General features: G+C 72.1%; 24 protein-coding genes and 1 pseudogene. 8 read left to right on the top strand and 17 right to left on the bottom strand.

Features of this window, described 5'->3' with window-relative positions:
- Positions 1-6: 6 nt before the first annotated feature.
- The 6 genes and pseudogenes from CS0771_RS29165 to CS0771_RS29140 form a co-directional block, all read right to left on the bottom strand.
- On the bottom strand, positions 7-486 hold the full coding sequence (locus tag CS0771_RS29165) for an SRPBCC family protein (RefSeq protein ID WP_212843986.1): 480 nt from the start codon (positions 484-486) through the stop codon (positions 7-9).
- A gap of 175 nt (positions 487-661) precedes the next feature.
- Positions 662-2,166 (bottom strand): annotated as a pseudogene (locus CS0771_RS29160) (SDR family oxidoreductase); the annotation flags it as partial.
- A gap of 79 nt (positions 2,167-2,245) precedes the next feature.
- The gene (locus CS0771_RS29155; protein WP_244871100.1) at positions 2,246-2,731 is read right to left on the bottom strand and encodes a fasciclin domain-containing protein; all 486 of its coding nucleotides are present in this window, start codon (positions 2,729-2,731) and stop codon (positions 2,246-2,248) included.
- Between the two features lie 324 nt (positions 2,732-3,055).
- Positions 3,056-6,628, bottom strand: a complete 3,573-nt coding sequence (locus CS0771_RS29150; protein WP_212843984.1) for a serine/threonine-protein kinase — start codon at positions 6,626-6,628, stop codon at positions 3,056-3,058.
- 3 nt (positions 6,629-6,631) lie between these two features.
- Positions 6,632-7,333 (bottom strand): SAVMC3_10250 family protein, encoded by a 702-nt coding sequence (locus CS0771_RS29145; RefSeq protein WP_256442886.1) that lies wholly within the window; start codon positions 7,331-7,333, stop codon positions 6,632-6,634.
- Between the two features lie 83 nt (positions 7,334-7,416).
- Positions 7,417-7,629 (bottom strand): hypothetical protein, encoded by a 213-nt coding sequence (locus CS0771_RS29140; RefSeq protein ID WP_212843982.1) that lies wholly within the window; start codon positions 7,627-7,629, stop codon positions 7,417-7,419.
- A gap of 129 nt (positions 7,630-7,758) precedes the next feature.
- Between CS0771_RS29140 and CS0771_RS29135 the strand changes: the two genes are divergently transcribed.
- On the top strand, positions 7,759-8,133 hold the full coding sequence (locus CS0771_RS29135) for a low affinity iron permease family protein (protein WP_212843981.1): 375 nt from the start codon (positions 7,759-7,761) through the stop codon (positions 8,131-8,133).
- Between the two features lie 53 nt (positions 8,134-8,186).
- Here the strand turns inward: CS0771_RS29135 and CS0771_RS29130 are convergent, their stop codons facing one another.
- On the bottom strand, positions 8,187-8,750 hold the full coding sequence (locus CS0771_RS29130) for a hypothetical protein (protein WP_212843980.1): 564 nt from the start codon (positions 8,748-8,750) through the stop codon (positions 8,187-8,189).
- A 172-nt stretch (positions 8,751-8,922) separates the two neighbouring features.
- Between CS0771_RS29130 and CS0771_RS29125 the strand changes: the two genes are divergently transcribed.
- Positions 8,923-9,111, top strand: a complete 189-nt coding sequence (locus tag CS0771_RS29125; RefSeq protein ID WP_212843979.1) for a hypothetical protein — start codon at positions 8,923-8,925, stop codon at positions 9,109-9,111.
- Between the two features lie 312 nt (positions 9,112-9,423).
- Here the strand turns inward: CS0771_RS29125 and CS0771_RS29120 are convergent, their stop codons facing one another.
- Positions 9,424-10,110: a TOPRIM nucleotidyl transferase/hydrolase domain-containing protein gene (locus CS0771_RS29120; RefSeq protein WP_212843978.1), complete on the bottom strand. Its 687-nt coding sequence runs from the start codon at positions 10,108-10,110 to the stop codon at positions 9,424-9,426.
- A gap of 192 nt (positions 10,111-10,302) precedes the next feature.
- On the opposite strand from CS0771_RS29120, the gene CS0771_RS29115 reads away from it, so the two are divergent.
- The 4 genes from CS0771_RS29115 to CS0771_RS29100 all read left to right on the top strand — a co-directional run bounded on the left by CS0771_RS29115 (position 10,303) and on the right by CS0771_RS29100 (position 13,936).
- Positions 10,303-10,611: a hypothetical protein gene (locus CS0771_RS29115; RefSeq protein WP_212843977.1), complete on the top strand. Its 309-nt coding sequence runs from the start codon at positions 10,303-10,305 to the stop codon at positions 10,609-10,611.
- A gap of 340 nt (positions 10,612-10,951) precedes the next feature.
- Positions 10,952-12,502, top strand: coding sequence for a DHA2 family efflux MFS transporter permease subunit (locus tag CS0771_RS29110; protein ID WP_212843976.1), 1,551 nt, complete (start codon positions 10,952-10,954; stop codon positions 12,500-12,502).
- A gap of 84 nt (positions 12,503-12,586) precedes the next feature.
- The gene (locus tag CS0771_RS29105; protein WP_212843975.1) at positions 12,587-13,309 is read left to right on the top strand and encodes a VOC family protein; all 723 of its coding nucleotides are present in this window, start codon (positions 12,587-12,589) and stop codon (positions 13,307-13,309) included.
- Positions 13,310-13,378: 69 nt separating this feature from the next.
- Positions 13,379-13,936, top strand: coding sequence for a dihydrofolate reductase family protein (locus CS0771_RS29100; protein WP_212843974.1), 558 nt, complete (start codon positions 13,379-13,381; stop codon positions 13,934-13,936).
- A 12-nt stretch (positions 13,937-13,948) separates the two neighbouring features.
- Here CS0771_RS29100 and CS0771_RS29095 read toward each other — a convergent pair whose 3' ends face one another.
- Both CS0771_RS29095 and CS0771_RS29090 read right to left on the bottom strand, forming a co-directional pair.
- Positions 13,949-14,422, bottom strand: coding sequence for an NUDIX domain-containing protein (locus tag CS0771_RS29095; protein WP_212843973.1), 474 nt, complete (start codon positions 14,420-14,422; stop codon positions 13,949-13,951).
- Positions 14,422-15,063: a helix-turn-helix transcriptional regulator gene (locus CS0771_RS29090; RefSeq protein WP_212843972.1), complete on the bottom strand. Its 642-nt coding sequence runs from the start codon at positions 15,061-15,063 to the stop codon at positions 14,422-14,424. Before CS0771_RS29090 ends, CS0771_RS29095 begins: the two co-directional genes overlap by 1 nt.
- Positions 15,064-15,309: 246 nt before the next feature.
- On the opposite strand from CS0771_RS29090, the gene CS0771_RS29085 reads away from it, so the two are divergent.
- Entirely contained in the window at positions 15,310-15,561 is a 252-nt protein-coding gene (locus CS0771_RS29085; RefSeq protein ID WP_244871099.1) for a flavin reductase, read from the top strand.
- Between the two features lie 84 nt (positions 15,562-15,645).
- Here CS0771_RS29085 and efeB read toward each other — a convergent pair whose 3' ends face one another.
- The 6 genes from efeB to CS0771_RS29055 all read right to left on the bottom strand — a co-directional run bounded on the left by efeB (position 15,646) and on the right by CS0771_RS29055 (position 22,060).
- The gene (gene efeB / locus CS0771_RS29080) at positions 15,646-16,902 is read right to left on the bottom strand and encodes an iron uptake transporter deferrochelatase/peroxidase subunit (RefSeq protein WP_212843971.1); all 1,257 of its coding nucleotides are present in this window, start codon (positions 16,900-16,902) and stop codon (positions 15,646-15,648) included.
- A 72-nt stretch (positions 16,903-16,974) separates the two neighbouring features.
- Entirely contained in the window at positions 16,975-18,102 is a 1,128-nt protein-coding gene (efeO, locus tag CS0771_RS29075; RefSeq protein ID WP_212843970.1) for an iron uptake system protein EfeO, read from the bottom strand.
- A 28-nt stretch (positions 18,103-18,130) separates the two neighbouring features.
- A complete protein-coding gene (efeU, locus tag CS0771_RS29070; protein ID WP_212843969.1) occupies positions 18,131-19,000 on the bottom strand; it encodes an iron uptake transporter permease EfeU in 870 nt (289 codons plus the stop codon).
- Between the two features lie 130 nt (positions 19,001-19,130).
- On the bottom strand, positions 19,131-19,523 hold the full coding sequence (locus CS0771_RS29065; RefSeq protein WP_212843968.1) for a BlaI/MecI/CopY family transcriptional regulator: 393 nt from the start codon (positions 19,521-19,523) through the stop codon (positions 19,131-19,133).
- Positions 19,524-19,573: 50 nt separating this feature from the next.
- Positions 19,574-20,476 (bottom strand): M56 family metallopeptidase, encoded by a 903-nt coding sequence (locus tag CS0771_RS29060; protein WP_212843967.1) that lies wholly within the window; start codon positions 20,474-20,476, stop codon positions 19,574-19,576.
- Between the two features lie 297 nt (positions 20,477-20,773).
- Positions 20,774-22,060: a WD40 repeat domain-containing protein gene (locus tag CS0771_RS29055; RefSeq protein ID WP_212843966.1), complete on the bottom strand. Its 1,287-nt coding sequence runs from the start codon at positions 22,058-22,060 to the stop codon at positions 20,774-20,776.
- A gap of 310 nt (positions 22,061-22,370) precedes the next feature.
- On the opposite strand from CS0771_RS29055, the gene CS0771_RS29050 reads away from it, so the two are divergent.
- Positions 22,371-24,815, top strand: coding sequence for a PQQ-dependent sugar dehydrogenase (locus CS0771_RS29050; protein ID WP_212843965.1), 2,445 nt, complete (start codon positions 22,371-22,373; stop codon positions 24,813-24,815).
- On the opposite strand, the gene CS0771_RS29045 is transcribed toward CS0771_RS29050, so the two are convergent.
- A complete protein-coding gene (locus CS0771_RS29045; RefSeq protein WP_212843964.1) occupies positions 24,787-25,914 on the bottom strand; it encodes a DUF3626 domain-containing protein in 1,128 nt (375 codons plus the stop codon). The two genes, CS0771_RS29050 and CS0771_RS29045, sit on opposite strands and share 29 nt — an antisense overlap.
- Positions 25,915-25,950 lie beyond the last annotated feature (36 nt).

The following is a 25,950-nucleotide window of genomic DNA, read 5'->3' as shown; positions in this document are numbered from 1 at the left end:
ACCGGATCAATACGTGTCGCGGCGGCTGCCGGGCGCCTCGACGTTGCCGCGCCAGCCGCCGGTCTCCAGACCGCGCTGCTCGATGAACTCCTTGAACGCCTTGGCGTCCTTCTTGACCTGGCGGCTGTCGGCGCCGATCGCGTCGCCCACGTTCTCGACCAGGCCTTCGGGCTCCCAGTCCAGCTGGATGGTCACCCGGGTGTCGGTGTCGCTGAGCCGGTGGAACGTGACGACCCCGGCGTGCTTCGTCTCGCCGCCGGTGCTCTTCCACGCGACGCGCTCGTCGGGATGCTGTTCGGTGATCTCGGTGTCGAACTCGCGCCGGGCACCGGCGACGTTGACGATCCAGTGGTTGTGGGTGGCGTCGATCTGCGTGACCGATTCGACGCCGCCCATGAAGTTCGGGAACGACTCGAACTGCGTCCACTGGTTGTATGCGGTGTGCAGCGGAACGTGGACGTCCACGGACTCGGTAACCGTGCTCATCACCAACTCCTCACTGAAGTGAAAGCACTTTGCATTACCCGCGTACCGGCCGGGCAAACCCGGCGCGGCCGGCGGCCGCACGCGGTGCCGAGGCCGTCTCCGGCACGGGCTCGGCGCGGACCCGCGACGGGGAGATCTCGACGACCTCGGGCCTGTCGCCGGTGGCGGAGCTGCGCTCGGCGGCCCGGGCGATGTTGCGCGCCATCCCCCGAAGATCACATGGTGGAACGGGGAGATGCAGTACCAGTACAGATGCCCGGCCAGCCCGCGCGGCAGGAAGACGGCACGCTGCTGGTATCGGCTGACGTGTGCGGGGCTGAGCAGGTCGGGTTCGACCTTCAGCTCCAGCCAGGCCAGACCGGGCAGCAGCATCTCCGCCCGCAGCCGCAACAGCCTGCCGTGCTGGATCTCCTCGACCCGCCAGAAGTCCAGGGCCTCACCGACGTACAGCTCGACGGGATCGCGGCGGCCCCGGCGCAGCCCGACGCCGCCGATGAGCCGGTCGAGCCATCCCCGCAGGGCCCAGGCCATCGGGGAGGAGTACCAGCCCGTCTCGCCGCCGATGCGCACGATGACGTCCCAGAGGGCCTCGGGCGGGGCGTGGACCCGCCGGGTCTTGCGGTCGACGTAGGCGCTGCCGCCCGACCAGTCCGGGTCCGTGGGCAGCGGCTCGGCGGGGGCGCCGGTCCAGGTGGCGGTCGACCAGCGGGTCTCCACGTCGGCATCCCGGATCTTGACCAGGGCCAGGGCGACGGCCTCGTCGAATCCCTTGAGCCCGCCGGGCGGATCCGGGACGTACCTCCTGATGTCCTGCTCGTGGCAGACCGCCTCGTGGATCAGGCTGGCCACCAGCGGCTTGGCGATGGCGCCGGGCACCGGGGTGACCAGGTTGACCCATTGCGAGCTGAGCCAGGGCGAGAGCACCCCGACCGGGATGATCGTGCGGGGGCGCAGGTGCGCCACGCGCGCGTAACGGATCATCATCTCGCGGTAGGTGAGCACGTCCGGGCCGCCGATGTCGAACGACCGGTCGACCCGGTCCGGCACGTCCGCCCACGCCGTCAGGTAGTGCAGCACGTCGCGTACGGCGATGGGCTGGATGCGGGTGTTCACCCAGCGTGGGGTGACCATGACGGGCAGCCGTTCGGTCAGGTAGCGCAGCATCTCGAAGGAGGCCGAGCCGGAGCCGATGATGACGGCCGCCCGCAGCGTCACCGTCGGCACCCCGGACGCGGTGAGCACGGCGGCGACCTCGTCACGGGAGAGCAGGTGCGCCGACGACGGTGTGCCGTCGCGGGACGGCACCGGGGTGGGGCCGCCGAGGTAGACGATGCGCTGGACGCCCGCGTCCTTCGCGGCGGCGGCGAACGTCTGCGCGGCGCGCCGGTCGACGTCCTGGAAGTGGGCGGTGCCCAGGGAGTGGACGAGGTAGTACGCGACGTGGACGCCCGCAAGCGCCCGGCGGGTGCCGTCGTAGTCGAGCACGTCGCCTTCGACGATCTCCGCCTCGGCCGCCCACGGCACGTCGCGAAGGCGGCCGGCGGAGCGGGTCAGGCAGCGTACGTCGTGCCCGGCCTCGATGAGCCGGGGTGCCAGCCGCCCGCCGATGTAGCCGGTGGCGCCGGTGACGAGGACCGTCCGGCGCGATCTGGGTGCGGCGTCGTGGTGTGGTCCGCTCATGGCTTGGTGATCGCTTTCAGCTCGTCGCGGGGTGCCGGGTGGTGTCTGCCGTCCACCCGGCACTCTTCCTGCCGCCGGTTCACGACGGAGGCATCAGCACGCTGTCGATGACGTAGACGGTGCCGTTGCGGGTCTGCACGTTGCCGCAGACCACCTTGGCGGTGTCGTTGACGGTGAAGTCGGCGCCGCTGCCGGTCACGGTCAGGTCCTGGCCCTCCAGCGTCTTGTGGGAGCCGTCGAGCTGGTCAGGTGCGGTCCGCCCGGCCACCACGTGGTAGGTCAGCAGCTTGCGCAGCTGCTCCTTGTCCGCGAGGACCTGGTCGAGCTGGGCCTTGGGAATCTTGGCGAAGGCCTCGTTGGTCGGCGCGAACACGGTGACGCCGTCGGCGTTGTTGAGCGTGTCGACGAGGCCGCCCTGCTTCACCGCGGTCACCAGGGTCGACAGCAGCGGGTTGCCCGCCGCGGCGTCGGCCACGGGCTGCCCGGCCATGGTCTGCAGGCTGCCGGGGCTGCTGCCCTGGGGCAGCGCCGCGCAGGCAGGCCCGAACTCGCCGTCGGCGGGCACCGCTGCCGCCGCTGGTCCCGCCGTGAGTAAGAAGGCGGCTGCGCAGCACGTGGCTGCCAGTGCCGAAAGTCTGCTGTTCAGTCGCATCAGGGTCGGTCCTCTCAAGGATCTGATGAGAAGCCACGCTGCTTTCACATCCGGGTATCGGGGCGGCGTCCGGGCCGCTGTGCCCGGACACGGACCGCCGCTCCCCAAATCGTCGCAGATTTCGACGCAACTTATGCGGGGAATCGTCGTCCCCGGAAAACTGCCGCATTATCGCCCCGGTGGGCGTTCGCGGTGGAGATCGCCAGGTTCGCCGCGGACTCGGGCTGGACCGCCGCCTCAGCGGCCGGACCGCAGCCGGCCCCACCATCCGCCGGGACCGGCCTGCGGACCTGCGGCCGAAGCGGCCGCCAGCGCCCAGTCCAGCTCCCACACCGACAGGCTCTCGTGGGTGACCGTGACCGCCGACCACCCGTCGTCGCCTAGACCCACCCCGGCCACTGGGCCGTCGTGCCCGTCGAGCACCTGGACGCACGCGCCGTCGCGTAACCGCCACACCCGCAGCGCGTGGTCGCGGCCGCCGGAGAGCGCGAACTCCCCGTCGCCCGTGAAGGCGACCGCGTCGACCGGCTGGGTATGCCCGGCCAGCACCCGCACGCACCGCCCCCGCTCCAGATCCCAGTAGCGGACCGTCGTGTCCCAGGCGCCGGACAGCGCGAACCGGGCGTCCGGGCTGATCGCCACACACTCGGCGCGCTGCTCGTGGCCCCGCAGGCGGCCCAGCGGCCGCCCGCTGACCGCATCCCAGCGCAGCACGTCGCCGTCCTGCGCGGCCGCCAGCGCCAGCCGCCCGTCGCCGCTGAGGCAGACGCCGTGCAGCGTCTCCGGCTCCATCCGCGACGACCCGCCGGTGGTCGTGATCAGCCGCTCGCGGCCGTGGAACACGGCCGGCTCGCTGCCGGTCGCCAGGTCCCAGCGGCGCAGCACGGTGTGGGAGCCCGTCCCGGTCAGCGCGTATACGCCCGCCCGGTCCAGGCTCACCCGCGAGCCGGTCGAGGGCAGCGTGTCCAGCAGCCTCGGCTCGCCGTCGCGGTGCAGGTCCCAGACCAGCAGGCGGCGGTATCCGTCGACGGCGACCGCCAGCCTTGCGTCCGCGCTCAGCGCGAGCGTCTCGACCGAGGTCCGGTGCTCCGGTGTGTGCAGCCGGCGCTCGGCCCGCCCTGTCGCCAGGTCCCACAGCACCATGGCGTCGTCGGGGGAACTGGTCAGTGCCTTTGCCCCGTCCGCGCTGACACTGACCCGCGGCATCCAGTACCGCTGGGAACCCGGCTCGTCCAGGGCGATCCGGCGGACGAGCCGCGAGCCGCGCAGCCCGGTCCGTACACATGAGCGCGCCAGGCGCTGCCAGGCCGCCACCGCCTCCGACGTGTTCTCGTGACCCGGCACCGCTCGCGCCTGCCGCATCAGCTCCAGCGCGGCCGGCACCCGCCCCTCGCCCATGGCCTGCTCCGCGCCGCTCAGCAGCTGCTGGAAGCGCGCGTCGAACTCGTGCAGCCGCGACACCGGGCGCGGACGGCACACATGCAGCGCGGCGGTGTAGCCGGTCGGCAGCCCCCACGAGCGCAGCAGCAGGTCGTTGGACATCGAGTACGCCAAACGCCCGTCCGAGCCCGCGCGGGCCGCGACGTACACCGTCTGCGTCGTGGACAGCCCCCGGAAGACCGCGTCACGGTGCGCCTCGACGGTGCGCAGGCAGCGCCCGCCCGCCGCGTCCCACAGCCGCAGGATCCCGTCCTGCCCGGCGGTCAGGAACCGCCCGGCGCCGCTCGCCGACACCGTCGTCACCTGGCCCTGGTGACCCGGCAGCTCATGCCGGCAGCTGCCGCCGCCGGCGTCCAGCGTCCAGATCCGCACCACACCGCCGTGGTCGCCGGTGACCGCGGTGTGCCCGTCCGGGCCCAGGTCCACCGCCGAAACCCGATCCGCGTGGGGCAGCACGGCCGTGCACCGGCCCGTCCACGGATCCCACAGCCGCAGCGTCCGGTCGCTGCTCACCGACGCCAGCAGCGAGCCGTCGGCCGACCAGGTCAGGCCGTGGACCTCGCGCTCGTGACCGGTCAGCGCGGCCAGGCACGCGCCGGTCACCGGATCCCACAACCGGATCGAGCCGCTGCTCGACCCGGACGCCAGCACGCCGCCGTCGGCGCGGAACCGCAGCGCCGTCACGAAGAGCCCGTGACCGGGCAGCCGCTGCAGCGTCACGCCGCGCTCCAGATCCCATACCACCGCCTCGTCGCCGCTGCCCCCGACGGCGGCCAGGCGATCGCCGGGACCGACCGCGAAGTGATGGGCGAAGGCGCCCTGTGGCAGGGTCAGCGGGCCGCGCTCGCCATCAGCGAAGTCCACTCTGATGACGCTCTCCGTCGGCCGCTGGTGCTCGCCTCCGAACAGCGCAGCCCGCAGTCCCCGCTGCGGCGGCGGCACGTCCACCAGCGCGGTCAGCACCACCCTGCCGTCCGGGCCGAGGTGCAGGCCGGTCATCCGGCCACGCTCGCCGGGCACGGGCCATGCGGTGCCGCCGACCGCCGGCTCGCCCGCGCGGGCCCGGCGCAGCAGCTCCGCGAACTGCGGATCGTCGGGTGACTGCTGCGCCGCCTCGGCCAGCAGCGGCAGCGCCGCGTCCAGGTCGCCGCGTTCCAGATGCACCTGGGCCAGCAGGTAGGCGCCGAGCCAGTGCTCCGGCCGCGTGGCGCGGGCCGCGGCGACGGCGGCCACCGCCTCGTCGTCGGTCAGGTCGCCGCGCCGCCAGCCGAGCAGCGCGGCGTTGAAGACGGCTGCCAGGTGGTGCGGGTCGGCCTCCAGCGCCGCGCGCAGCGCGGCGTCGGCGGCCTCGGTGTCGTCGAGGTCGAGCAGCGACAGCGCCCGGTTGTTGAACTCGTCGGCCCGCAGGTCGGCCTCGGCCGGAGCGGTCCGGGGGTACGCACGGCCCAGTTCGGCGGCGTACACGGCCGCGATGATGTCGGCGACCTCGGCCAGGTCGCCGGGGCGCGCGGCGGGATCGTCGAGCAGGCAGGAGGTCAGCAGCTCGGCCAGCGCGCCCGGCATCCGTGGCGCGGCCGGATCGTCGGGTCCGCAGTGCAGGTACTCGGCCAGCGTGACGTCGGCCGACGGGCCGCTGGACCAGACCACGCCGCCGGTGAACAGCTCGAACACCGAGACCGCGTAGCTCCACACGTCGGTGCGGCGGCTCAGCGGCGCACCGGCCGCCTGCTCCGGCGAGGCGTAGTCGGGGGTGAGGCCGCCCGCGCTGACCCGCATGCTCACCCCGGGCCCGGCCCAGATCCCGGGCCGGGCCGGGTCTGGCCGCGCGGCGCGAGCGCCCACCCGGGACAGCCCGAAGTCGGTCACCTTCGCCGTGCCCGCCTCGTCGAGCAGCACGTTGGCCGGTTTGACGTCCTGGTGCACCAGGCCCCGGCGGTGCGCGTGGGCCAGCCCCCAGGCGAGCTGCACGGCGACGTCGAGCAGCCGCGCGAGCACCTCGTCAGGGGCGCCCTCGTACAGCCGACCGTCGTCGATGGCCTCCCGCAGGCTGCCCCCGGGCACGTACTCGGCGAACACGCGCGGCACGCCGTCGACGGCGCGCACATAGTGGGCGGCGCACACGTTCGGGTGCAGGCCCAGCGAGATCCACGCCTGGGCCTCGTCGACGAAGCGCTGCTGGTCCTCGGCGGTGCGCAGCTGCTGCGGCCGGGGGCTCTTCAGCGCCAGATCGGCGTCCCAGCCCAGGTGGCGCACCCGGTAGACCAGGCCCATGCCGCCGTGCTCGTGCACCTTCGTGACCCGGTACCGGCCGGCGATCACGTCGCCGACCTGCCAGGTCCCGGCCGAGACCGGGTGCGCGGCGCCGCTCATCGGCTAGAAGTCCACCATCTCGACGTACAGCGGGCTGCCCAGCAGGTAGGCCGGGCGCTGCGAGCCGTCCGGCAGCGGCCCGCGGCTGATGCAGCGCGCGAGGAACTGCACCGGCTGCGGCGTCTGGAACACCGCCTTCGCGGTGGCCGCGATCCCGTCGGCCAGCGACCGCACCGTGTCGGTCTCCGCCTGCTCGTCCAGCCCCGTGCCCTGCGGCGCGACCGGCTGCAGCGCCCGCCGGATGGCGTACGGCTGCGAGCCGGGCGTGGCCGCCGGCTCCACCGGGGTCCCGAGCAGGTGCGCCGTCGAGCCGCTGAGCACCACGAGCAGGTCCGGGGTGTACCCGCAGAAGAAGGTGATCTTTTCGGCGTCCGCGCGTCCGGGCTCGATGTCCGACAGCGGCGCCCAGTCCATGTTGAGCCGTGCCCTGACGTACCCCTGCGTCGCGGTCAGGTCGCCGACCTGCTGGTGGCGGGCGAGGTAGTCCTCGACCAGGGCCACCTTCTCGATGCGGCTCTGCTGGCGCAGCGGGCTGTCGGCGTTGAGCGTGAGGCCGATCAGCTTCAGGTCGAGCTTCAGCTCCGTGGCGATGCTGCGCCGCAGCGGCTCCTGGATCTGGCTGATCAACATGTCGATCTTCGTGTCGGACACGTACGCCATGTACCGCAGCGCGCGTGCCTGCTCGGTCCTGCGCCGGAAGAACATCGTCACCCCAAGACCCCGTCGGACTGGCCGACAGGATACCTCGCATGTGGACGGTGGTCCGCGGCCACCGTCCAGCCGGGCTTTCAGCCTTCGAAGTCGGTGAACCCGTACGGCACATAGTCGTCGTCGTCCGTCGCGGTGTCACCCGGCCGGGCGCCGAGGTCGGACAGGCTGCCGTCGTCGACCGCAAGATCGGCCTTGATCTCGTCGAGGGTGCCCCGGATGTAGTGGGCGTCCTTGTGGGAACCACCCGCGGCGACGCCGAACGCGAGGTCGTAGTAGCTCTTGCGGCTCACGGCGGGCAGTGTACGGCCGACGTACGTCGCCCGGAGCCCGGCGGTCGGCGGCCGCCGTGATTGGCGCCGCGTCGCGGCGGGTATGGCAGGCGCGTTCCCGGTGGTGTGGCCGGGCGGAAGGAGTCAGCTGTGCAACCCGACGAGGCAGGGGCCCGTAGCGCGATCTCCACGGCGGCTCGGCGTGTCGTCGACCTGACCGGCTCGGCGTGGGCTGCCGTGGCGGCGGTGATCCTGTCCACCGCGTGGCTGGTCGTCGGCGTCGTCGGTGGGTTCACCCATCAGTGGATCGCCGTCCTGCACGCCGTCACCGGCGTCTTCACCTTCATCATGGTCTTCTTCGTGCAGCACGCCACCGGCCGGGAGTCCCGGGCGGTGCTGCTCAAGCTCGACGAGCTGGTCCGGGCCACCAGCGGGGCGCGGGACGAGCTGATCGCCGCCGAGCGGCAGCCGCTGCACGAGCAGGAGCGCCTCGAGCAGCGGCTGCGGGCCGAGGCGCGGGACTGAGCCGGCCCCGGCCCGAGGTCGCCGGTGACGGCGCCCGATGCGAGGCGTCCGGCTCAGTGGTAGAAGCCGACCACGCCGCGTCCGGTCGCCGCGGCCTCGTCGAGCCACCCCGAGATGGTCTTCAGCTCGATGGTGGAAGCCTCACGCAGCCGCTCGGCATCGGCGGCCACCTGGGCGGCTGTCCAGTGCCCGATCGCCGGGAAGTCGTCCGGTGACGGGAACGCCACGGGCGCCCCGCCGAAGATCAGGCCGCTCATCCGGATGCCGGCGCCGAGAGCGGCCAGCTCCGGGTCGATGGTGTCCGAAAGGTAGTGCGACCGGCACGGGTAGAACGGCCGGTTGTCCAGGAACCGGCCCGAGAACTCGACGAGGAACTTGAAGGCGTAGCCGTACATCGCGCCGTCGAGGGTGGGCTGCTCACCCAGCACGAGGTGGTTGATCGCGGTGAAGACGGAGGGCTCGCCGCGCTCGTTCGACCAGCCCAGGTCGTCGTTGAGCCGCTGGATCCGGTCCCGGAACCGCCCGCTCACGGCCCGTCGCGTCCGGTCGTCGCCGCTGCCGCAGAGCGCCACCAGCTTGTCGATGTCGACCGCGTACGCCATCACGCCGTAACCCATGCCAGTCCTCTCACCTTCGGCCAATGCCGGCCGACCGTATATCCGCGGTACGACATGATCGGCTCGGCGCGGTCGGCAGCCCATCGCCGGTTTCACGGAAGGCGAGGTGGGTATCCCCGGCTCGCGATCCTCGTTGGAGGAGGCGTCCCCAGCGAGCAAAAGGATACTCATCATGTACCTGTTCGAGCGCGACAGCATCGTGGTCAGCACCGCGGCCGAACTGCTGGCCGCCCATCAGCCGCTCGCCGACTCCATGGGCAGCTGCGCGACGTGCGGCGCGACGGCTCCCTGCCTGACGGCGATCAACGCCAGGCAGATCGCCGAGGCGACCACCGCGGCCTGGCAGCCGGCCGACCTGTGACGGCCCGGCCGGGGTGGTCACAGGCATGACCGCAGGTCAGGAGTGACGGCTTCGAGCCACCGTAACCGCCTGGCGAGCTACTCCGAAGACATCGCCGCCTCGGCCGGGCCCACGGGCGCGTACCTGACGCGCTCGGCTTCGAGCAGCTTGGCGCGCTGCAGCGCGGGCAGGATCGCCCGCCGCGAGGATGGCTCCCGGTCACCCCGGGAGCCTCGGCCAGCAAACGGCGGTCCCGATCCGGATCTCGGCGTGGAAGTTCACGGTCACCCGGGGTACGTGGCACCAGCGCGTCAGCAGACCGCGGAAGCTGCGTCAGGAGACCGCCGTGAGCAGGGCACCGAGCGGCCGGGGCAGGGCGTCCCGGGCGACCGCCGCGTCGACCAGCAGGCGCGCGTAGCGCAGGTTGCGGCGCGCGCTGCTGCGCAGGAACCGGTAGAGCTGTGCCTCGGGCTGCCGCCCGCGCCAGGCGGGCTGATTCTGGAACGCGCGGAACAGCGCCAGGTCGCCCTCGTGGTCGAGGAGTGCCTCCACCCCGGTGATGCCCAGGGCGCGGATCAGCTCGTCCTCCAGGTCCCGGTCGCAGACGAAGAAGCCGCGGTCCTCCATGTCGGCCGCGGTGTGGGCCGAACCGAAATGGTCCGAGACGGCCCGCCGGAACAGGTCCGCCTCCCGCAGGTCGCACAGACCGGTCAGCCGCACCCGTGCGGCGCGCGGGCCCAGGTCGGCGAGGAAGCGGCCGATCGCATGCGCTCCGCCGATCGGCGTGATCACGATCCCCTGAGCCTCGAGATCGAGCCCGCGACCCGCAGCGGCCGTCTCCAGCGCCACCTGGTCGAGGATGCCTTCCACCAGCACCAGGGCCGAGGCCTCGTCGATCTTGGCCAGGGCGCGGGCCGTCGCCCGGACGGTGGCGTCGGGGCCTCCCACGTGGTCGGCGAGCGCCCCGCCGGCCGGTCCGCCCGCAGCGGCATCGCGGGCAGCTCGTCGTCTCGTGGCCATGACCGCATCATCCGCGAAACGCGGACCTGCTCACCAGCGATTATCCGGCGGGCGGGCGTCACGGCGTAGCGGCCGGCCGGGCCCGAGGTGGCCCTGGCCTGCGGATATCGATATATGTGGCGTGCGCGCGGACACCACGTACCGTTGAGGGCGACCGCTCCGCCACTTCGAGGAAACCAGGAGCCCCGCGCGGTGGACAGCACGACTATGCAGCAGGCTGCTTGGAACGCCTACGTCGACGTGACCTACGGCCTGTCCCGCGCCATCGGCGACGGTGAGCGCTACGACGGTGAGGTCGACTGGGAGTGGCTCGTGGTCGTGGAGAGCATCCAGGATCGGCGGCTCGGGCGGCGTAACGCCCCGCTGGTCTCGCTGCTCGACCAGGCCCAGGCCCACTGGCGGGACTGCCCCGTGTACAGCGACGTGCTGGCCGGATACCTGGACAGGATCGCCGACGAACTGCGTGATCTGGCCGACGACCGGGCCGTCGAAGGCTGGTAGGAGCCGTGGCACTCCCGGCCGCCGGAGCGTCGGCGGCCTGACCGGCGCGATGCTTCCGGTGGCCTGATCTCGTTTCGCGGCCGAGGCCGCATCATCCGTGAGACCGGCCCTGCGCACTACCGAATTTCCGCCGGACCTCGGGTCACCGCGGATGGCCGAAACCGAAATCCCTGCTCACGGGCTGCGGCCGGGCCGCGCCGGTGTCCAGTGCCACGGGCGGGTGACTCATCTGCGTCCGGCGGCGACCCGACTGCGACGATGACGGAACGCGGCGATGCCAGCAGGAGACCGATTCCTGCGCCATCGCCCCGAAACGTTCGATCAGCAGGAGGACCCCCGGATGACCACCACCAGCAGCCCGCCGGCCGCGGCCCAACCCGCGGCCCCACCACCCGCCACCGAGAAGCTGGACGGCGCTGTCCTCAAGGTCGCGGCCGTGGTGGTGCTGGGCGCCATCATGTCGATCCTCGACGTCACCGTGGTGAGCGTCGGCCTGCCCAAGTTCCAGCAGGAGTTCGGCGCGACCCCCGCGACCGTCGCCTGGACCATGACGGCGTACACCCTGGCCCTGGCCGCGGTCATCCCGATCACCGGCTGGGCGGCCGACCGCTTCGGCACCAAGCGCCTCTACCTGACCTCGATCGTGCTGTTCGTGGCCGGTTCGGTGCTGTGCAGCTTCGCCTGGGACATCGGCCCGCTGATCGCCTTCCGGGCGCTGCAGGGCCTCGGCGGCGGCATGCTCATGCCGCTCGGTATGACGATCATGACCCGGGCCGCCGGCCCGGAGCGCATCGGCCGCGTCATGGCCGTGCTCGGCGTGCCGATGCTGCTCGGCCCGATCGGCGGCCCCATCCTGGGCGGCTGGCTCATCGAGGCCGCCAGCTGGCAGTGGATCTTCCTGATCAACCTGCCCATCGGCCTGATCGCGCTGTTCGCCGCCTGGCGGGTGCTGGCCAAGGACGAGCCGAAGCCGTCGGAGTCGTTCGACTTCCTCGGCATGCTGCTGCTGTCGCCGGGTCTGGCCCTGTTCCTCTACGGCGTCTCCTCGATCCCCGAGGCGGGCACCGTCGCCGCGACGAAGGTGCTGCTCCCCGGCCTGGTCGGGCTGGCGCTGGTGATCGCGTTCGTGCTGCACGCGCTGCGCAAGCAGCACGCGCTCATCGACCTGAGCCTGTTCGGCAACCGCAACCTCACCATCTCGGTCATCACGATGACCCTGTTCTCGGTGGCGTTCATGGGCTCGATGCTGCTGCTGCCCAGCTACTTCATCCAGGTGCGCGGCGAGGGCACCCTCGACGCCGGCCTGCTGCTGGCCCCCAACGGCCTGGGCGCGATGCTGACCATGCCCATCGGCGGCAAGCTGACCGACAAGATGGGCCCCGGCAAGCTCGTGCTCACCGGCATCGCCCTGATCACCGCCGCCCTGGCGGTCTACACCCAGGTCGCCGCCGGCACGTCGTACGCGCTGCTGCTGGGCAGTCTGTTCGTGCTGGGCATGGGCATGGGCCTGACCATGATGCCGATCATGTCCGCGGCGATGAGCAGCCTCACCGACGGCCAGGTCGCGCGCGGCTCGACGATGATGAACATCGTCCAGCAGACCGCCGGCTCGATCGGCACCGCGGTCATGTCCGTGGTGCTCACCAACAAGGTGCTCGCCGACCAGGCGGCCGCCGCGTACCTCGGCGTCGCGCAGGGCATGGTCCCCGCCGACCAGGTGCCCGCGCCGGTGCTGGAGGCCGGCCGGGAAGGGCTGGCCGGTGCGTTCGGCAACACCTACCTGGTGGCGATGATCCTGGTCGCGCTGTGCATCGTCCCCGCGCTGTTCCTGCCGCGCAGGAAGATCATCAACACGAGCCAGTCGGCCGAGCCCGCGTACGCGATGCACTGAGACCGGCACGGGCCGCCCGCACCAGGCGGGATGCGGGCGGCCCGGCGGTCCATTCAAGATCATAAAAGCGCTAGCATCGGCGGTATGGCGACGCGGCTGGTGCAGATCAACATGAAGGCTCTCGACGACTCCGCGCTGGGCGGCTTCTGGGCGGAGGCGCTCGGCTGGGAGGTCTCCAGCGAGGGGCCCGGCGTGACCAACCTCGAACCCGCGGGCTTCGCCTACCCCGACCCGGCCGCCGTCTGCATCGACCTCGTCAGGTACCCGGATCCCAAGACGGTGAAGAACCGCGTGCACCTCGATCTCGCCGCGAAGTCGCCAGCCCATCAGGCGGAGCTGGTCGCGCGCCTGAAGGAGCTGGGTGCGACGCTCGCCGACGTGGGCCAGGGCGACGTGCCGTGGACGGTCATGGCCGATCCGGAGGGCAACGAGTTCTGCGTGCTGGACTCGCTCTACGAAGAGACCGGGCCGATCGCCTCGGTGATCGTCGACTGCGCGGATCCCGCGGCGATGGCCCGCTTCTGGGGTCAGGCCACGGACTGGACCGTGCACAAGGTGACCGAGCACAGCGCGGTCCTGCGCTCCGCTCAGGGCGTAGGCCCGTACCTGCAGTTCCTCCGCACACCGGACGTGAAGACCGGATGGAACCGCGTCCATCTCGACGTCCGGCCGTACCCGGGTGACGACCCCGCGGCCGAGGCGGCCAGGCTGCGGAGCCTCGGTGCCACCGCCGTCGACCTCGACGTCCCGTGGACGGTCCTGGCCGACCCGGAAGGCAACGAGTTCTGCCTCCTCTCCCCGAAGTGATCCGCCGGCCCGGCCCGGCGTGGTCAGGGCGGCGTCCGTGCTGCCAAGTGGTCGCTAGACTGGCCGGTCATGGGACTGCTCATCTTCAGCCTCAACGTCACCCTGGACGGTTGCGTCGACCACCAGGAGGGGATCGCCGACGACGAGACGCACGCCTTGTACACCCGTCTCCTGGACGAGAGCGGGGCGATGCTGTGGGGTCGGGTCACCTACGAGATGATGGAGAGCTACTGGCCGGCCGTCGCCCGTGGCGATCAGGAGGCGCCGCCGGCCCTCCGCGAGTGGGCGGTCAAATTGGACGCCAAACCCAAGTACGTGGTGTCGTCGACACGCACGGACTACACGTGGACCAACAGCCACCACATCGGCGGTGATCTGCGCGAGAGCGTGCAGAAGCTCAAGGACGAGACCCCGGCCGGAGTCCTGCTCGGAAGCGGCAGCCTCGCGACCGAGCTCGACCGGCTGGACCTGATCGACGAGTACAGGCTGCTCATCCATCCCATGATCGCCGGCCACGGCCCGACGCTGTACCAGGGCGGGCTGCCCGCCACGCGCAAGCTCGAGCTGCTCTCGGCGGAGCCGCTCAGCAACGGCGCGGTGGCCATGCACTACCGCCGCGCCAGCTAAATTACCGAGGTGTCAGCCGAGGTAGGGAGTGCGGCGCCCTTCGGCGTGGTGGCGTAACCGGAGCCGGACGGTCTCATGGATCGGCAGCCGGTCGAATTCGGCCGGATCGAGAAAGCGGACCTCAGTCGACTCGTGACTGACAGCGATCGTGCCGCCGACGACCCGGCCGTGATAGGTGATGTTGAACTCCTGGCGAACCTCGCCGTCTGCATAGGCGATCACGTGCTGCGGGTCGGTGTAGATGCCGAGCAGGCCGGTGATCTCGATCTCGAGGCCAGTCTCCTCCTTCACCTCCCGGATCACGCACTGCTGCAAGGTCTCTCCGATCTCCATGACGCCGCCGGGTAACGACCAGTTGCCCGAGTCGGCCCGCCGCTGCATCAGCACCCCGCCGCGCTCATCGACAACCAACGCGGAGCCGCCGGGTGCAATCGAGTTCGCGGCGGGTGCGTTCGGGTCCCGGTAGTAGTCGTGCTGGCCGCCCATCAGACTGCCTCGGCCGGGTAGGGAGTAGCGGTCTGCCAGATCTGCTCGAACTGGTCGGCGAAGGACGCGAAGATCCCGTGTGGCGATAACCGCCGCAGGTGCAGCGCCGTGTGCTGGTATCCGCGTGCCCGAAACAGGTGCGGCGTGACGATCATCTGATCGTCGAATCTGAACACCGAGTTGTACAGGTGCACCGTGTGCAGCCCGATCTGGCAGCCGGGCACCTCGTGCAGCGGGTCCAGGAAGTTCAGGGCGTTGCGGATTTTGTCCGCGATACGGGCCATCGCGTCGGGCAGCAACTCCAGGATGAACGGGTAGGCATACCCGAGCAGGTCGATGCGCTCGCTCGCGCCCGTCAGCAGCGACGTCCACAGCGGCTGGGGAATGTCCGCGCGATGCGCATAGGCCCCGACGACCTCGGCCAGTGCGTTCGTGCCCGGCGCCTGATCCGGGCGCGCATGAGGCCACAGGTCGGCTTCGTTCTCACCGAGCACGACCGCGACGGTGAGGCGAGTGCGCTGGTGCGGGATGCGCCCTGCCAGCCACCGGTTGACGGTCTTGACGTCCACGCCGACGGCGACGGCCAGGGCGGCGGAGTCGAGTTGAGCGCGCAGCATTGCCGAGCGCAGACGGTGGCTCATGTAGTTCACCGTAGTGGACACACGCGGGACGTTTCGACACCAGGAAAGTGTCCGCGGCAGTGTCTGCCGGGACGTTCCCGCGTCCCCGCCCAGCTCATAGGTTCTGTTATCAGAGCCCCGCCGGTTCGAGATCGCACCCTTGCACCGGCGGGTGCTGGGAAGGGCGCAGGCGTATCTCCCATGGCCATGCGGTCACCCGCAGCCGGCGCCCTTCCCCCCAACGCCACCGAGCTCCGGGAGGCCCCGATGACGATGCACCTGCCAATCCGCCCGGACTGGACCTGCGCCGCCTGCGGACTCCCATGGCCGTGCCCGAGCCGCAAAGGCCAGCTACTGGCTGAGTACGACGGGGCTCATGTGTCGATGACGCTGCACCTGTCCGGATTCTTCCTCGAGGCGTGCCAGGACATACCCACGGCCGAGTCAGGCGTGCTGTACAGCAGGTTCCTCGGCTGGCGGTCGGTCCCGACCGAGATGATCGACGTTAGCTGCGAGTAGATCGCGGCATCTGTCTGGCTGGGGGCTCTGCACTTCCTGGGTCCAGCTCGGCAAGCCGGACCCATCCTCGCTGAAAGCCGTCACTCAGCTGAACAGGGCGCGCCCCCAGTGGTCGCCGTCGCCGGTGACGCCGGCGGGGCAGGCCCACAGGCCGCTCGACACGTGCCGGATGTACTCGTTGAGCACGTCGGCGCGGGCCAGGCTGCGCTGCACCGGCACGAACTGGCGGCGCGGATCACGCTGGTACGCCATGAAGAACAGTCCCGCGTCCAGCCGCCCGAGCCCGTCGGTGCCGTCCACGAAGTTGTACCCACGCCGCAGCAGGTGCGCCCCGTTGTTGAAGTCGGGATGCGCGAGCCGGATGTGCGCCTCCTTGGCGATCAGCGGCTGCCCGTCGGCGCCCTTGGCGTCGAAGTCGGGCTCGTCGAACTCCTTGGCCTTGCCCAGCGGCGCGCCCTCGCCCTTGTCCCGGCCGAAGATCGTCTCCTGCTCGGTGAGCGAGGTCCGGTCCCACGTCTCGACCGTCATCCGGATCCGCCGGGTGACCAGGTAGCTGCCGCCCGCCATCCAGGCCGCGCCGTCCTCGGCGCGCGCCCACAGCTGCTCGCGCAGCAGCTCGGCGTCCTCCAGCTTCATGTTGCGGGTGCCGTCCTTGAAGCCCATCAGGTTGCGCGGCGTGGCCTGCGTCCGCGACGTGCTGGAGGTGCGCCCGAAGCCCAGCTGGGAGTACCGGATGCTGACCACGCCGAACCCGATGCGCGCGAGGTTGCGGATCGCGTGCACGGCGACCTGCGGGTCGTTGGCGCAGGCCTGTACGCACAGGTCGCCGTCGCTGATCTCGGGGCGCAGCGCGTCGCCGGGGAAGTGGGGCAGGGCCTCCAGCGCGGCGGGCAGCCGGTCGGCGATGCCGAACCGGTCGGCGCCCGCGGCGTCGCGGAACAGGCTGCGACCGAAGCCGATGGTGAGGGTGAGCCCGGAGGGCGGCAGGCCGAGCGCCTCGCCGGTGTCGTCCGGCGGCGCCTCGGGCTGGCCGCCGACGGCGCCGAGGGTGCCCGCGTCGCGGCCCTGGGTCATCCGGGCGGCGGCCGCGGTCCACTCGCGCAGCATCTCGACGAGCTTCGCGCGGTCCTTGGTGATCACGTCGAAGGCGGCGAAGTGCAGGCGGTCCTGCGCGGGCGTGACGATGCCGGCCTGGTGCTCGCCGAAGAAGGGGACCGCGCCGTCGAACGCCGGGGCGGCGGCGGGCTCGGGGTCGGCGGTCGCCGCGCTCACGGCGGCGGTGGCGGCCACGCCCACCAGGCCGATGCCGGTGGCGGTCAGCGCTGCTCGTCGCGAAACCATCTGTCTCACACTCCGGGGATAGGTGCCGGTGCGGTGGGCCGTCCTGCGCGGACGGCCCACCGCACCGAGGGACTACTTCGCGACGACCGCGGCGACCTTGCTGATGGGCTCGGCGAGCGCGTTGATGACGTCGCTCAGCTCCTTCAGCTCGGCCTGGGTCAGCTGGTTGTGCAGCTTCCAGCCGTCACCGGCGCGGTGCCTGCCCAGCGCGGTGTCGACGGCGGCGAACGCGGCGTCCAGCGCGGTGACCAGCTCCGGCGCGCGCTCCTCCAGGGTCGGGCGCAGCGCCTGCACGGCGGCCTTGGAGCCCTCGACGTTGGCGGCGAAGTCCCACAGGTCGGTGTGCGAGTAGCGGTCCTCCTCACCGGTGATCTTGCCGCTGGCGACCTCGTCCAGCAGCTCCTTGGCACCGTTGGCCAGCTGCAGCGGGGACAGCTGCTCCGCGTTCGCCTTGGCCACGATCTCCTTCACGTCGACCAGCAGCTGGTCGGCGATCGGGCCGGACTTGCTGATGTCCTTCTTCTCCCACAGGTCCTGCTCCAGGCGGTGGAAGCCGGTGAAGGCCATGCCCTCCTCGATCACCTCGGCGCGGCCGTCGATCTTCGGGTCCAGGTCGCCGAAGATCTCGGCGACCGGCTCGATCCGCTCCCAGTAGGTGCGGGCGATCGGGAACAGCGCCTTGGCCTTCGCCGCGTCGCCGGCCTTGACCGCGGCGACGAACTCCTCGGTCTTGGGCAGCAGCGCCGCGGTCTGGCTGCGCACGTAGCGCTGGTAGTTCGCGGTGGCCTCGGCCAGCTTCGCGTCGGCGGTCAGCGGCGCGGCCGAGCCGGTCACCTTGAACCCGTTGCGGATGCCCTTGCCGATCATGCCGGGCTTGCAGGCGGTCTCGTACGTGCCGGCGGTCAGCTCGACCTTCAGCTCGCGAGTCAGCCCGGGGGCGATGTTCTCGACCTCGCCCATCACCCGGTCCCCGGCGGCGTACACGTAGAACTCGGTGACCTTGGCGCCGCCGTTGCTGACGGTGAAGGTGACCGTGCCCGCGGCGGTCTCGGCCCGGCCGACCTCGCAGGTCGCGTCGGTGGCCTTGACCGCGATGGGCCCGGTGGCGTCGCCGGGCGCGGCCGGCTCCGGGTCGGTGGTGCAGGCCGACAGGCTCAGGCCGAGTACGGCGGCCGCCGTGAGTGCCGGGAGCTTGCGCATGGGGGTGACTCCTGTGTTCGGAAGGGTTTCAGCGGTCGCTGCCGGTGGGGACCGGCGTGGGAGCGGGGGCCGGGGCGGGCGCAGCGGCGCGCGCCCGGTGCGGCAGCAGGAACAGCACGAGCACCGGGATCGCGTACGCGAGCCAGGCGACGGTCTCCAGGACCGTCGGGGCGGGCGTGAAGTTGAGCGTCCCGCGCAGCAGCTCGGCGTACCAGGTGGTGGGCGGCAGCGTGCCGGAGATGTCGAAGGCGAGGTCGTTCAGGCCCGGCAGCACGCCCGCTTCGAGCAGGTCGTGCACGCCGTATTTGAAGATGCCCGCGGCGACCAGCACCAGCAGCACGCCGGTCCAGGTGAAGAAGCGGGTGAGGTTGATCCGCAGCGCGCTGCGGTACATCAGGAAGCCGAGCACGATCGAGGTCGCGATGCCGGTCAGGATCGCGGCGACCGACCAGGTCGAGGTGGCGCCCTGCACGGTCGCGAAGAAGATCAGCGCGGTCTCCAGGCCCTCGCGGGCGACGGCGAGGAAGGCCGTGACGACGACGGCCAGGGGGCCGAGCGCGATGGCGGCGTCGAGCCGGGCGCGCAGGTCGCCGGAGATGGACCGGGCGGCCCGCCGCATCCAGAAGATCATCCAGGTGACGAAGGCCACGGCCAGGATCGAGGTGACCGCCTCGAACAGCTCCTGGCGCTCGAACTCCAGGTGGGCGCTCGTGTACTGCAGCACCGCGGCGAAGCCGACCGACAGCGCCGCGGCGACGCCGACACCGGTCCAGACGTAGCGGAGCCGGTCCCGGCGGTCGGTCTTGACCAGGAACGCCACCAGGATGGTGACGACCAGCGTCGCCTCCAGACCCTCACGCAGCCCGATGAGGTACGTCGGCAGGAACACGTTGGACATGGCGGCACCTCGGCTTGCGGGCAGCATCTACCGGCCCGCCCCGGCCATGCCAGGTGAGCCTTTCCTAAATTAGGATTGCCTAAGCATCCTGACTTCTACAGTGTGTAGAAGTCAAGCCGGGCTGCACGCGCTACTCGTCCCCGTCTCGCAGCAGCTCGCGCAGGAGACGCTCGTCGTCGGCGTCGAGGCTGCCCACGAAGCGCCGCAGCACCGAGCTGTGATCGGCCTCGGCGGTCAGCAGCCGGGTCATCCGATCGGCGACCAGCCCGGCGGCGTCGCGCAGGGCGGCGTAGCGGTAGGCCCGCCCGTCGCGCTCGCGGATCACCGCGCCCTTGGCGTGCAGCCGGGTGAGGATCGTGACGACCGTGCTGTACGACAGGTCGCTCTGCGGGATCAGCCGCTCGCGCACCTCGCCGGGGGTCAGCGCCGTCTCGGCCGCGGTCAGCACCGTGACGATCTGCGACTCCAGCTCGCCGGAGCGGCGGCGGCCCGGATCGGGCGCGTCTGGTGGGCGAGTGCTCATCGCCTCCGACTCTATCGTCCCTTCGGCCGACGTCCGTGCCACGGGGAGCGTCAGCCGCGCAGGCTCGCGTACGCCAGCAACTCGAAGAAGTCGATGATCGCCTCGACCGTCCAGACCAGCGACGAGCCGGCCAGCGCTGCGGGCAGGACGTACCAGGGCCAACGGGCGTGCCGGGGCGGGCGCAGCAGGCTGGCGACGCGCCGCGGGACCACACCCGGCCGGGCTGCCGCGTGCAGGCCGAGCGCCGGTGCCGGCACGCCCGCCAGCGACGCGGTGCCGATCGCGTACGCGACCGTGCGGCGGCTGCCGACCGTCCGCGCGGCCTGCTCGTCGGCGGCCCGCTCGACCAGGTAACCGACGTGTCGCGCGGCCCACCACAGCGCCGGATGGGACGCCGCGGCGACGTCGGCGACGGCGACCAGCCGGTGGTGTCCGCCCTCCAGATGTGCCCGCTCATGCGCGATCACGGCGTCGAACTGCGGCTCGGTCAACCGCTCGCGCATCCCGATGGTGACCACCACCCGCCCGGGGCGGCCCGGCACCGCGAACGCCTGCGGCCGGGCGTCGGGCAGCATCAGCACGGTCGCCGTGCCGTCGCTGTAGCGGCGGGCCTCGGCGAGCGTCCGGCGGTGGCGCCGCGCCCGCACCGTGACGGCGCCGGTCGCCGCGGCCAGCAGCGCAACGCTGAGCCAGGGCACCCAGGCGACCTGCGCGGTGTCGTCGTGCACGGTGCGCGCCGACCAGCCGAAAGCCGCCGCGGCCGCCGGGGTCTGGGCGACCGCCACCAGCGTGAAGACCAGCAGGTTGAGCAGGCTCCCGACCGCCGTGGCCGCCGCCGACCAGGCCACGACCCGGGCCGCGCGCCCCGGCGCGAGCCGGTCGGCCAGCAGCCGCACCGCGACCGCGACCAGTGCGGGAGCGACGAGCACGGACCACACGAAATGATCGAACATGCACACCTCCCACTGCCGCTGTCGCGTCGAGTCTCCCATGCGCCGCCGCCCGCGTCCTCCGCGGTGCCGTCCGCGCCCAGGGCGGCCGCGCCGGTATGCCGTCGGCCGCCGCCGAAATCGGCGACGGCGGGCGTGACAGGGCCGAACAGCCGCGGCGCGACAGCGCGCGAGGTTCGCCTTTTCCGAGGTCCGGGCGCTGAGGTTCCAGCTCGAGCCGGGCGACCTGCTGCTGGCCGAGGACACCGCGGGCGGCGGGCACCGCTGGCGGCTGCTCGGCGACCAGCCCTGGACCCGGGTCTACGTACAGCTGCCGTAGGGGAACATCGCGTCGAGGAAGACCGCGGTGACGGCCTCCTCGCCCATGGTGGCCAAGACGCGGCCGTCGGGGGAGAGGTTGCCGCTGGTCATCCCCGGCTCGGTCCAGAGCACGCGGCCGTCGCCGCCGAACAGCACGGCCCCGGCGTCGTCCTCCGCGTACACCAGCGGCCCGTGCCCGCCCCAGACGCAGCGGGTGGCCACCGCCGCCAGCGGCGAGTCGGCGGCGATCTCCGCCGGGACTTCGGACGGGGTGACCTGCCGCGAGCCGGCGACCGTATGCCCGTCCAGCGTGAGGACGACGGCCGACGGCCGCGCGTCGGGACAGACGCCGTCGCGAGCGCCGCCCGCCACGGCGAGCCCGGCACCGTCCGGTGCGAAGGCGAGCGCGTTGACGGTGACCAGGCCGGTGTCATGGCGCGCCAGGATGGAGCCGGAGGCGGTTTCGCGTACCACGATCTCGCCGTCCGTGCCCGCGTGGGCCAGCCGGGTGCCGTCGTGGTCGAGGGCCACCGGCCCGCAGGGGTCCGCCGCGATGAGGCCGAGCAGCTCGCCGCCCGCGGTGTCGAGCACATGGATGCCGCGTGCCGCGCAACCGGCGGCGACCCGCCGGCCGTCGCCGCTGAACCCGATGCGCACGGCCGAGTACGCCATGTCGAAGCGGCCCTCGGCGTCGGTGCTCTCGGCCAGCTCGGCCTGCCAGCGCGGCTTGCCGTCGGGCGTGGACCAGGCGTGCAGGCGGCCCTCGACGGCGCACACCGCGACGGTCTCGTCGGGGCTGAGCTGGGCGTCGAGCGCCTCGTCGTGGAAGCCGGAGCCGTCGAGCAGCTTCACCGAGTCGGCCCGTGGGCCGGTGGCCCAGACGACGATGTCACCGCCGTTGTGGTGCCACTCCGCCGCCGCGCACAGCAGCAGCCAGCCCGTGTCCGAGGGGCAGGCGAGCGCCGTCGCGCCCTCGGAGAAGCAGGCGAAGTCGGTCTCCTCGTCGTCGTCGGGCGCGGGCGGGCGTCCGTTCTGGACGTCGTAGACGTCGCCGAGCGCGCGCCACGCCGCCGCCGCGTGCCACGGCCGGTGCACGCCCCGGGACTTCTCCTCCCACCAGGCGTCGGGCATCGGCCGCAGCCTCGCGGGCCAGTCCGCAAGCTGTGCCAGCGCGATGGGCAGCACCTCGGGGCCCGCCTCGGGCAGCAGCCGGTATGCCGTCTGCCAGGCCTCGGGCGAGGGCTCTCCGCGCAGGATCGTCTCCAGCGTGGCGTCCTCGGCGTCCATCGCGTCTCCCGGATGCTGCGTTCGAAGCTCGGCATCCCCGAAGTCGCCTTGGCGACTCAGGGGTTGCGCCGCCCGGTGGGACGGCCCCGCGGGCGCGGCATGGACCGTACCACCGGGACCGGACATACCGGCGCGCTCGGCGAGGCGGCTGTGCCATTCGGGGGTTTCGGCTTGACCGTGGGAATGCGCTTTCATATCGTTCAGGTTCGATAAGTTAAGTTAACTAACACTCGTGATCGGATCTGCGCAGCCGCTACCCGAGCCCCCGGGAGCACCTGCCGCGGCACCGATCGCCAGGAACGGAGCACTCGTGACCTCCCCTCCGATCAAACGCGCCGCCGTTCTCGCCGCGGCGCTGGCCCTCGCCGCCGGGCTCCACCTCGTCGTGGCCGCACCGGCCGCCGCCGACACCGTCGGGCCGATCACCGGTGTCGCGTCGGGCAAGTGCATCGACATCCCGTCCGCGAGCACCGTCAACGGCACCCAGGTGCAGATCTACACCTGCAACGGCTCCGCCGCGCAGACCTGGACCGTCGGCACCGACGGCACGATCCGCGCGCTGGGCGGCAAGTGCCTGGACGTCGCGGGCGGTGTCAACGCCAACGGCACCAAGGTGCAGATCTGGGACTGCTCGGCCACCAACCCCAACCAGCAGTGGACGTACAGCACCTCCGCCCGCACCCTGGTCAACCCGGTCACCGGCAAGTGCGTCGACGTGGTGAGCGGCAGCACCGCCGACGCCGCGAAGCTGCACATCTGGTCCTGCATCGCCGGGCTGGCCAGCCAGCAGTGGAACCTGACCACCGGGCCGCCGCCCGCGTTCACCGACTACCAGGCCGAGTCCGCGACGATCTCGCAGGGCCTGGTCGAGTCCAATCACGCCGGCTACACCGGCACCGGATTCGTCAACTACGACAACGTGACCGGCTCGTACGTGCAGTTCACCGTCTCGGTGCCCGCGGCCGGCAACTACCAGCTGACGCTGCGCTACGCCAACGGCACCACCGCCGACCGGCCCATGGACGTCACCGTCAACGGCGCCCCCGCCGCGCCCGGCCTGACCTTCCCCGGCACCGGCGCCTGGCCCACCTGGGCCGAGAAGACCATGACCGCGAGCCTGGCCGCGGGCAGCAACACCGTCCGCGCGACCGCGACCACGGTCAACGGCGGACCCAACCTGGACCGGTTGCGGGTCAGCGCGCCGTCGGACAGCCAGCCGCCTACCGCCCCGAGCAGCCTGCGCGTGGTGGGCGTGGTCCGGCCGACCGGCGTCGACCTCGCCTGGAACGCCGCGACCGACAACGTCGGCGTCTCCCGCTACGTCGTCTACAACGGCGGCAACGTGGTCGCCGAGGTCGGCGGCAACATCCTCACCGCCACGCTGAACAACCTGCAGGCCAACGCGTCGTACGTGTTCAGCGTGCTGGCCTACGACGCGGCCGGCAACCCGTCGCAGGGCAGCAACAACCTGCCGGTGACCACCCCGCCGAGCACCGACACCCAGCCGCCCACCACCCCGGCGAACCTGCGCAGCACCGGGGTCACCGCGAGCACGGTGTCGCTGGCCTGGAACGCCGCCACCGACAACGTCGGCGTACGCGGCTACCGGGTGTCGCGCAACGGCGTCCAGATCGCCGACGTGCCCGACCTGACCGCGACCGACACCGGCCTGACGCCCGCCACGGCGTACCAGTACACGGTGCTGGCCTACGACGCCAACGGCAACACCTCCCCCGCCAGTGCGGTGCTCACGGTCACCACGTCGACGCAGGCGGGCGGCGGCGACCCGGTCTTCGACCGCAACGTCAACACCCAGCTCGACCTGCCGTGGGGGATCGCGTTCCTGCCCGACGGCAGCGCGCTGGTCGCCGAGCGGGACCGGTTCGAGATCGTGCGGGTCACCCTGGCCGGGCAGAAGACCGTCGTGGGCACCATCTCCGAGGCGGTCACCACCACGGGCGAGGGCGGGCTGCTCGGCCTGGCCGTCGGCCCGAACTTCGCCAACGACCACTGGGTGTACGCATTCCACACCGCGGCCTCCGACAACCGGCTGGTGCGGTTCAAGTTCGAGAACGGCGCCATCGGGCCGCGCGAGGCGCTGGTCACCGGCATCGCCAAGAACCGGTTCCACAACGGCGGCCGGGTCAAGTTCGGCCCCGACGGCTACATCTACCTCACCACCGGTGACGCGCAGGACAGCAGCCGGGCGCAGAACCTCAGCTCGCTCAACGGCAAGATCCTGCGGGTCACCACGACCGGGGCGGCCGCGCCGGGCAACCCGTTCGGCACCCGCGTCTACAGCCTCGGCCACCGCAACCCGCAGGGCCTGGCCTGGGACTCGCAGGGCCGGCTGTGGTCGTCGGAGTTCGGCGACAACACCTGGGACGAGCTGAACCTCATCACCGCCGGGTCCAACTACGGCTGGCCGACGTGCGAGGGGACGTGCAGCAACCCGAGCTTCGTCAACCCGGTGCGCCAGTGGAGCACCGCGTCGGCCTCGCCGAGCGGGCTCGAGATCGTCAACGACTGGATCTACATGGCCGCCGTACGCGGCACCCGGCTGTGGGTCATGCGGATCACCGGCAGCACCACCGACACCCCGCGGGCCTTCTTCAACGGCTCCTGGGGCCGGTTGCGGACCGTGGTGAAGACCCCGGACGGCGGGCTCTGGCTCACCTCGACCAACAACGACATGAACGGCGGCACGCCGACGGTGCTCAACAACGTCATCGTGCGCCTGCGCTTCGCCTCCTGAGCGCGGCGGGCCCGTGGACCGCCACGGGCCCGCCCCACGGGCGCCCGGCGTGGTTGAGCGTGTGCCAGAGCTGCTTGACGTACTGGAGCAGCTCGTCGGGGGTGCCGTGGGCGGCCCACGCCGCCGGGTCGCGGAGCATGTCGGCCGCGGCCCGTCCGACCAGCGCGGCGTCGAAGGAGTCGCGGTCGTACCGCGCGCAGACCGCGGCGGCGAGCGGCGGTATCGCCGGGCCGCGGAAGTCCGGCCCCACCTCGGCGGGGGTCAGCTCGAACCCGGCGTGCCACTCCAGCGCCAGCCCGCACCGCGCGGCCAGATCCGCCAGCAGGTCGCCGCTGGCGGTGCCGCGGAAGCTCGGGTCGAGCACCAGCGCCTCCGCGTCGGCGGCCAGCTCGACCGGGCCGTGCACCTGGACCTCAAGGTAGTCGTCCAGAGCGCGGCCGTGCTCGGCGACCGGATCCCGTTCAGCCAGTCTGCGCAGCGCCGCCAGCGGATCCGCGCCGCGTCGGCCGAGCGTCACGCCGGTCTGCCGGGCCTGGGTGACGTATCCCGCCAGCACCACCTCGAACGCGTCGAAGGTGCCCGCGTCGGCCGGACCCAGATGGCTGTCCCCGACGGTGACCGTGCAGCGGGCGTTGACGTGCGGCCGCAGCCGGACGTGGCAGGAGCCGAAGCGCGGGCAGGCGCCGTCCGGGTGGCGCAGCAGGTTGAGCCCGCCGTAGCGCGGGCGGTCGCCCGGCAGCCCACCCGGGGCGTGGTACGCGCCGCCGAACAGCTCCCGCTCCCACCGGTCCCGGTCACCGTCGAGGAAGGCGGTGCGGCTGCCGTTGGTCACGCCGGTCTCGAACTGGCTGCGGTAGACGCCGTCGGCGGCCAGCGACTCGGCGACCGTACGGCCGTCGGCCAGCAGCCGGTCCGGGTGGAAGTTCAGGGTCACCCGGCCGTGCGCCGCCACGAGTTCGAGCAGCGCGGCGACGTCCGGCACGTCCCCCAGCCGCGTGAGCGCCTCCGCGCGTGCCTTCGTGGCCAGGTCGCGTACGTGCGCCAGCGCCGCCCGCTGTGCGGTGGTCAGCGCGGCCTGTTGATCCGTTCCGCCCGTCATGCCCGCGACCTCACCACATCCGGCGGGGCCGGGCAA

The organism is Catellatospora sp. IY07-71, from assembly GCF_018326265.1.
In the GTDB taxonomy this organism is placed as follows: Bacteria; Actinomycetota; Actinomycetes; order Mycobacteriales; family Micromonosporaceae; genus Catellatospora.
Note: the sequence above shows the minus strand (reverse complement) of the source record. Positions and strands in the feature narration are given on the sequence as shown.

What these genes read in the sequence shown, in the direction of transcription:
- CS0771_RS29165 (WP_212843986.1), bottom strand. Translation starts at nt 486, where the DNA reads ATGAGCACGGTTACCGAGTCCGTGGACGTCCACGTTCCGCTGCACACC.
- CS0771_RS29150 (WP_212843984.1), bottom strand. Translation starts at nt 6,628, where the DNA reads ATGAGCGGCGCCGCGCACCCGGTCTCGGCCGGGACCTGGCAGGTCGGC.
- CS0771_RS29145 (WP_256442886.1), bottom strand. Translation starts at nt 7,333, where the DNA reads ATGTTCTTCCGGCGCAGGACCGAGCAGGCACGCGCGCTGCGGTACATG.
- CS0771_RS29130 (WP_212843980.1), bottom strand. Translation starts at nt 8,750, where the DNA reads ATGGGTTACGGCGTGATGGCGTACGCGGTCGACATCGACAAGCTGGTG.
- CS0771_RS29125 (WP_212843979.1), top strand. Translation starts at nt 8,923, where the DNA reads ATGTACCTGTTCGAGCGCGACAGCATCGTGGTCAGCACCGCGGCCGAA.
- CS0771_RS29120 (WP_212843978.1), bottom strand. Translation starts at nt 10,110, where the DNA reads ATGGCCACGAGACGACGAGCTGCCCGCGATGCCGCTGCGGGCGGACCG.
- CS0771_RS29110 (WP_212843976.1), top strand. Translation starts at nt 10,952, where the DNA reads ATGACCACCACCAGCAGCCCGCCGGCCGCGGCCCAACCCGCGGCCCCA.
- CS0771_RS29105 (WP_212843975.1), top strand. Translation starts at nt 12,587, where the DNA reads ATGGCGACGCGGCTGGTGCAGATCAACATGAAGGCTCTCGACGACTCC.
- CS0771_RS29100 (WP_212843974.1), top strand. Translation starts at nt 13,379, where the DNA reads ATGGGACTGCTCATCTTCAGCCTCAACGTCACCCTGGACGGTTGCGTC.
- CS0771_RS29095 (WP_212843973.1), bottom strand. Translation starts at nt 14,422, where the DNA reads ATGGGCGGCCAGCACGACTACTACCGGGACCCGAACGCACCCGCCGCG.
- CS0771_RS29090 (WP_212843972.1), bottom strand. Translation starts at nt 15,063, where the DNA reads ATGAGCCACCGTCTGCGCTCGGCAATGCTGCGCGCTCAACTCGACTCC.
- CS0771_RS29085 (WP_244871099.1), top strand. Translation starts at nt 15,310, where the DNA reads ATGACGATGCACCTGCCAATCCGCCCGGACTGGACCTGCGCCGCCTGC.
- efeB (WP_212843971.1), bottom strand. Translation starts at nt 16,902, where the DNA reads ATGGTTTCGCGACGAGCAGCGCTGACCGCCACCGGCATCGGCCTGGTG.
- efeO (WP_212843970.1), bottom strand. Translation starts at nt 18,102, where the DNA reads ATGCGCAAGCTCCCGGCACTCACGGCGGCCGCCGTACTCGGCCTGAGC.
- efeU (WP_212843969.1), bottom strand. Translation starts at nt 19,000, where the DNA reads ATGTCCAACGTGTTCCTGCCGACGTACCTCATCGGGCTGCGTGAGGGT.
- CS0771_RS29065 (WP_212843968.1), bottom strand. Translation starts at nt 19,523, where the DNA reads ATGAGCACTCGCCCACCAGACGCGCCCGATCCGGGCCGCCGCCGCTCC.
- CS0771_RS29060 (WP_212843967.1), bottom strand. Translation starts at nt 20,476, where the DNA reads ATGTTCGATCATTTCGTGTGGTCCGTGCTCGTCGCTCCCGCACTGGTC.
- CS0771_RS29055 (WP_212843966.1), bottom strand. Translation starts at nt 22,060, where the DNA reads ATGGACGCCGAGGACGCCACGCTGGAGACGATCCTGCGCGGAGAGCCC.
- CS0771_RS29045 (WP_212843964.1), bottom strand. Translation starts at nt 25,914, where the DNA reads ATGACGGGCGGAACGGATCAACAGGCCGCGCTGACCACCGCACAGCGG.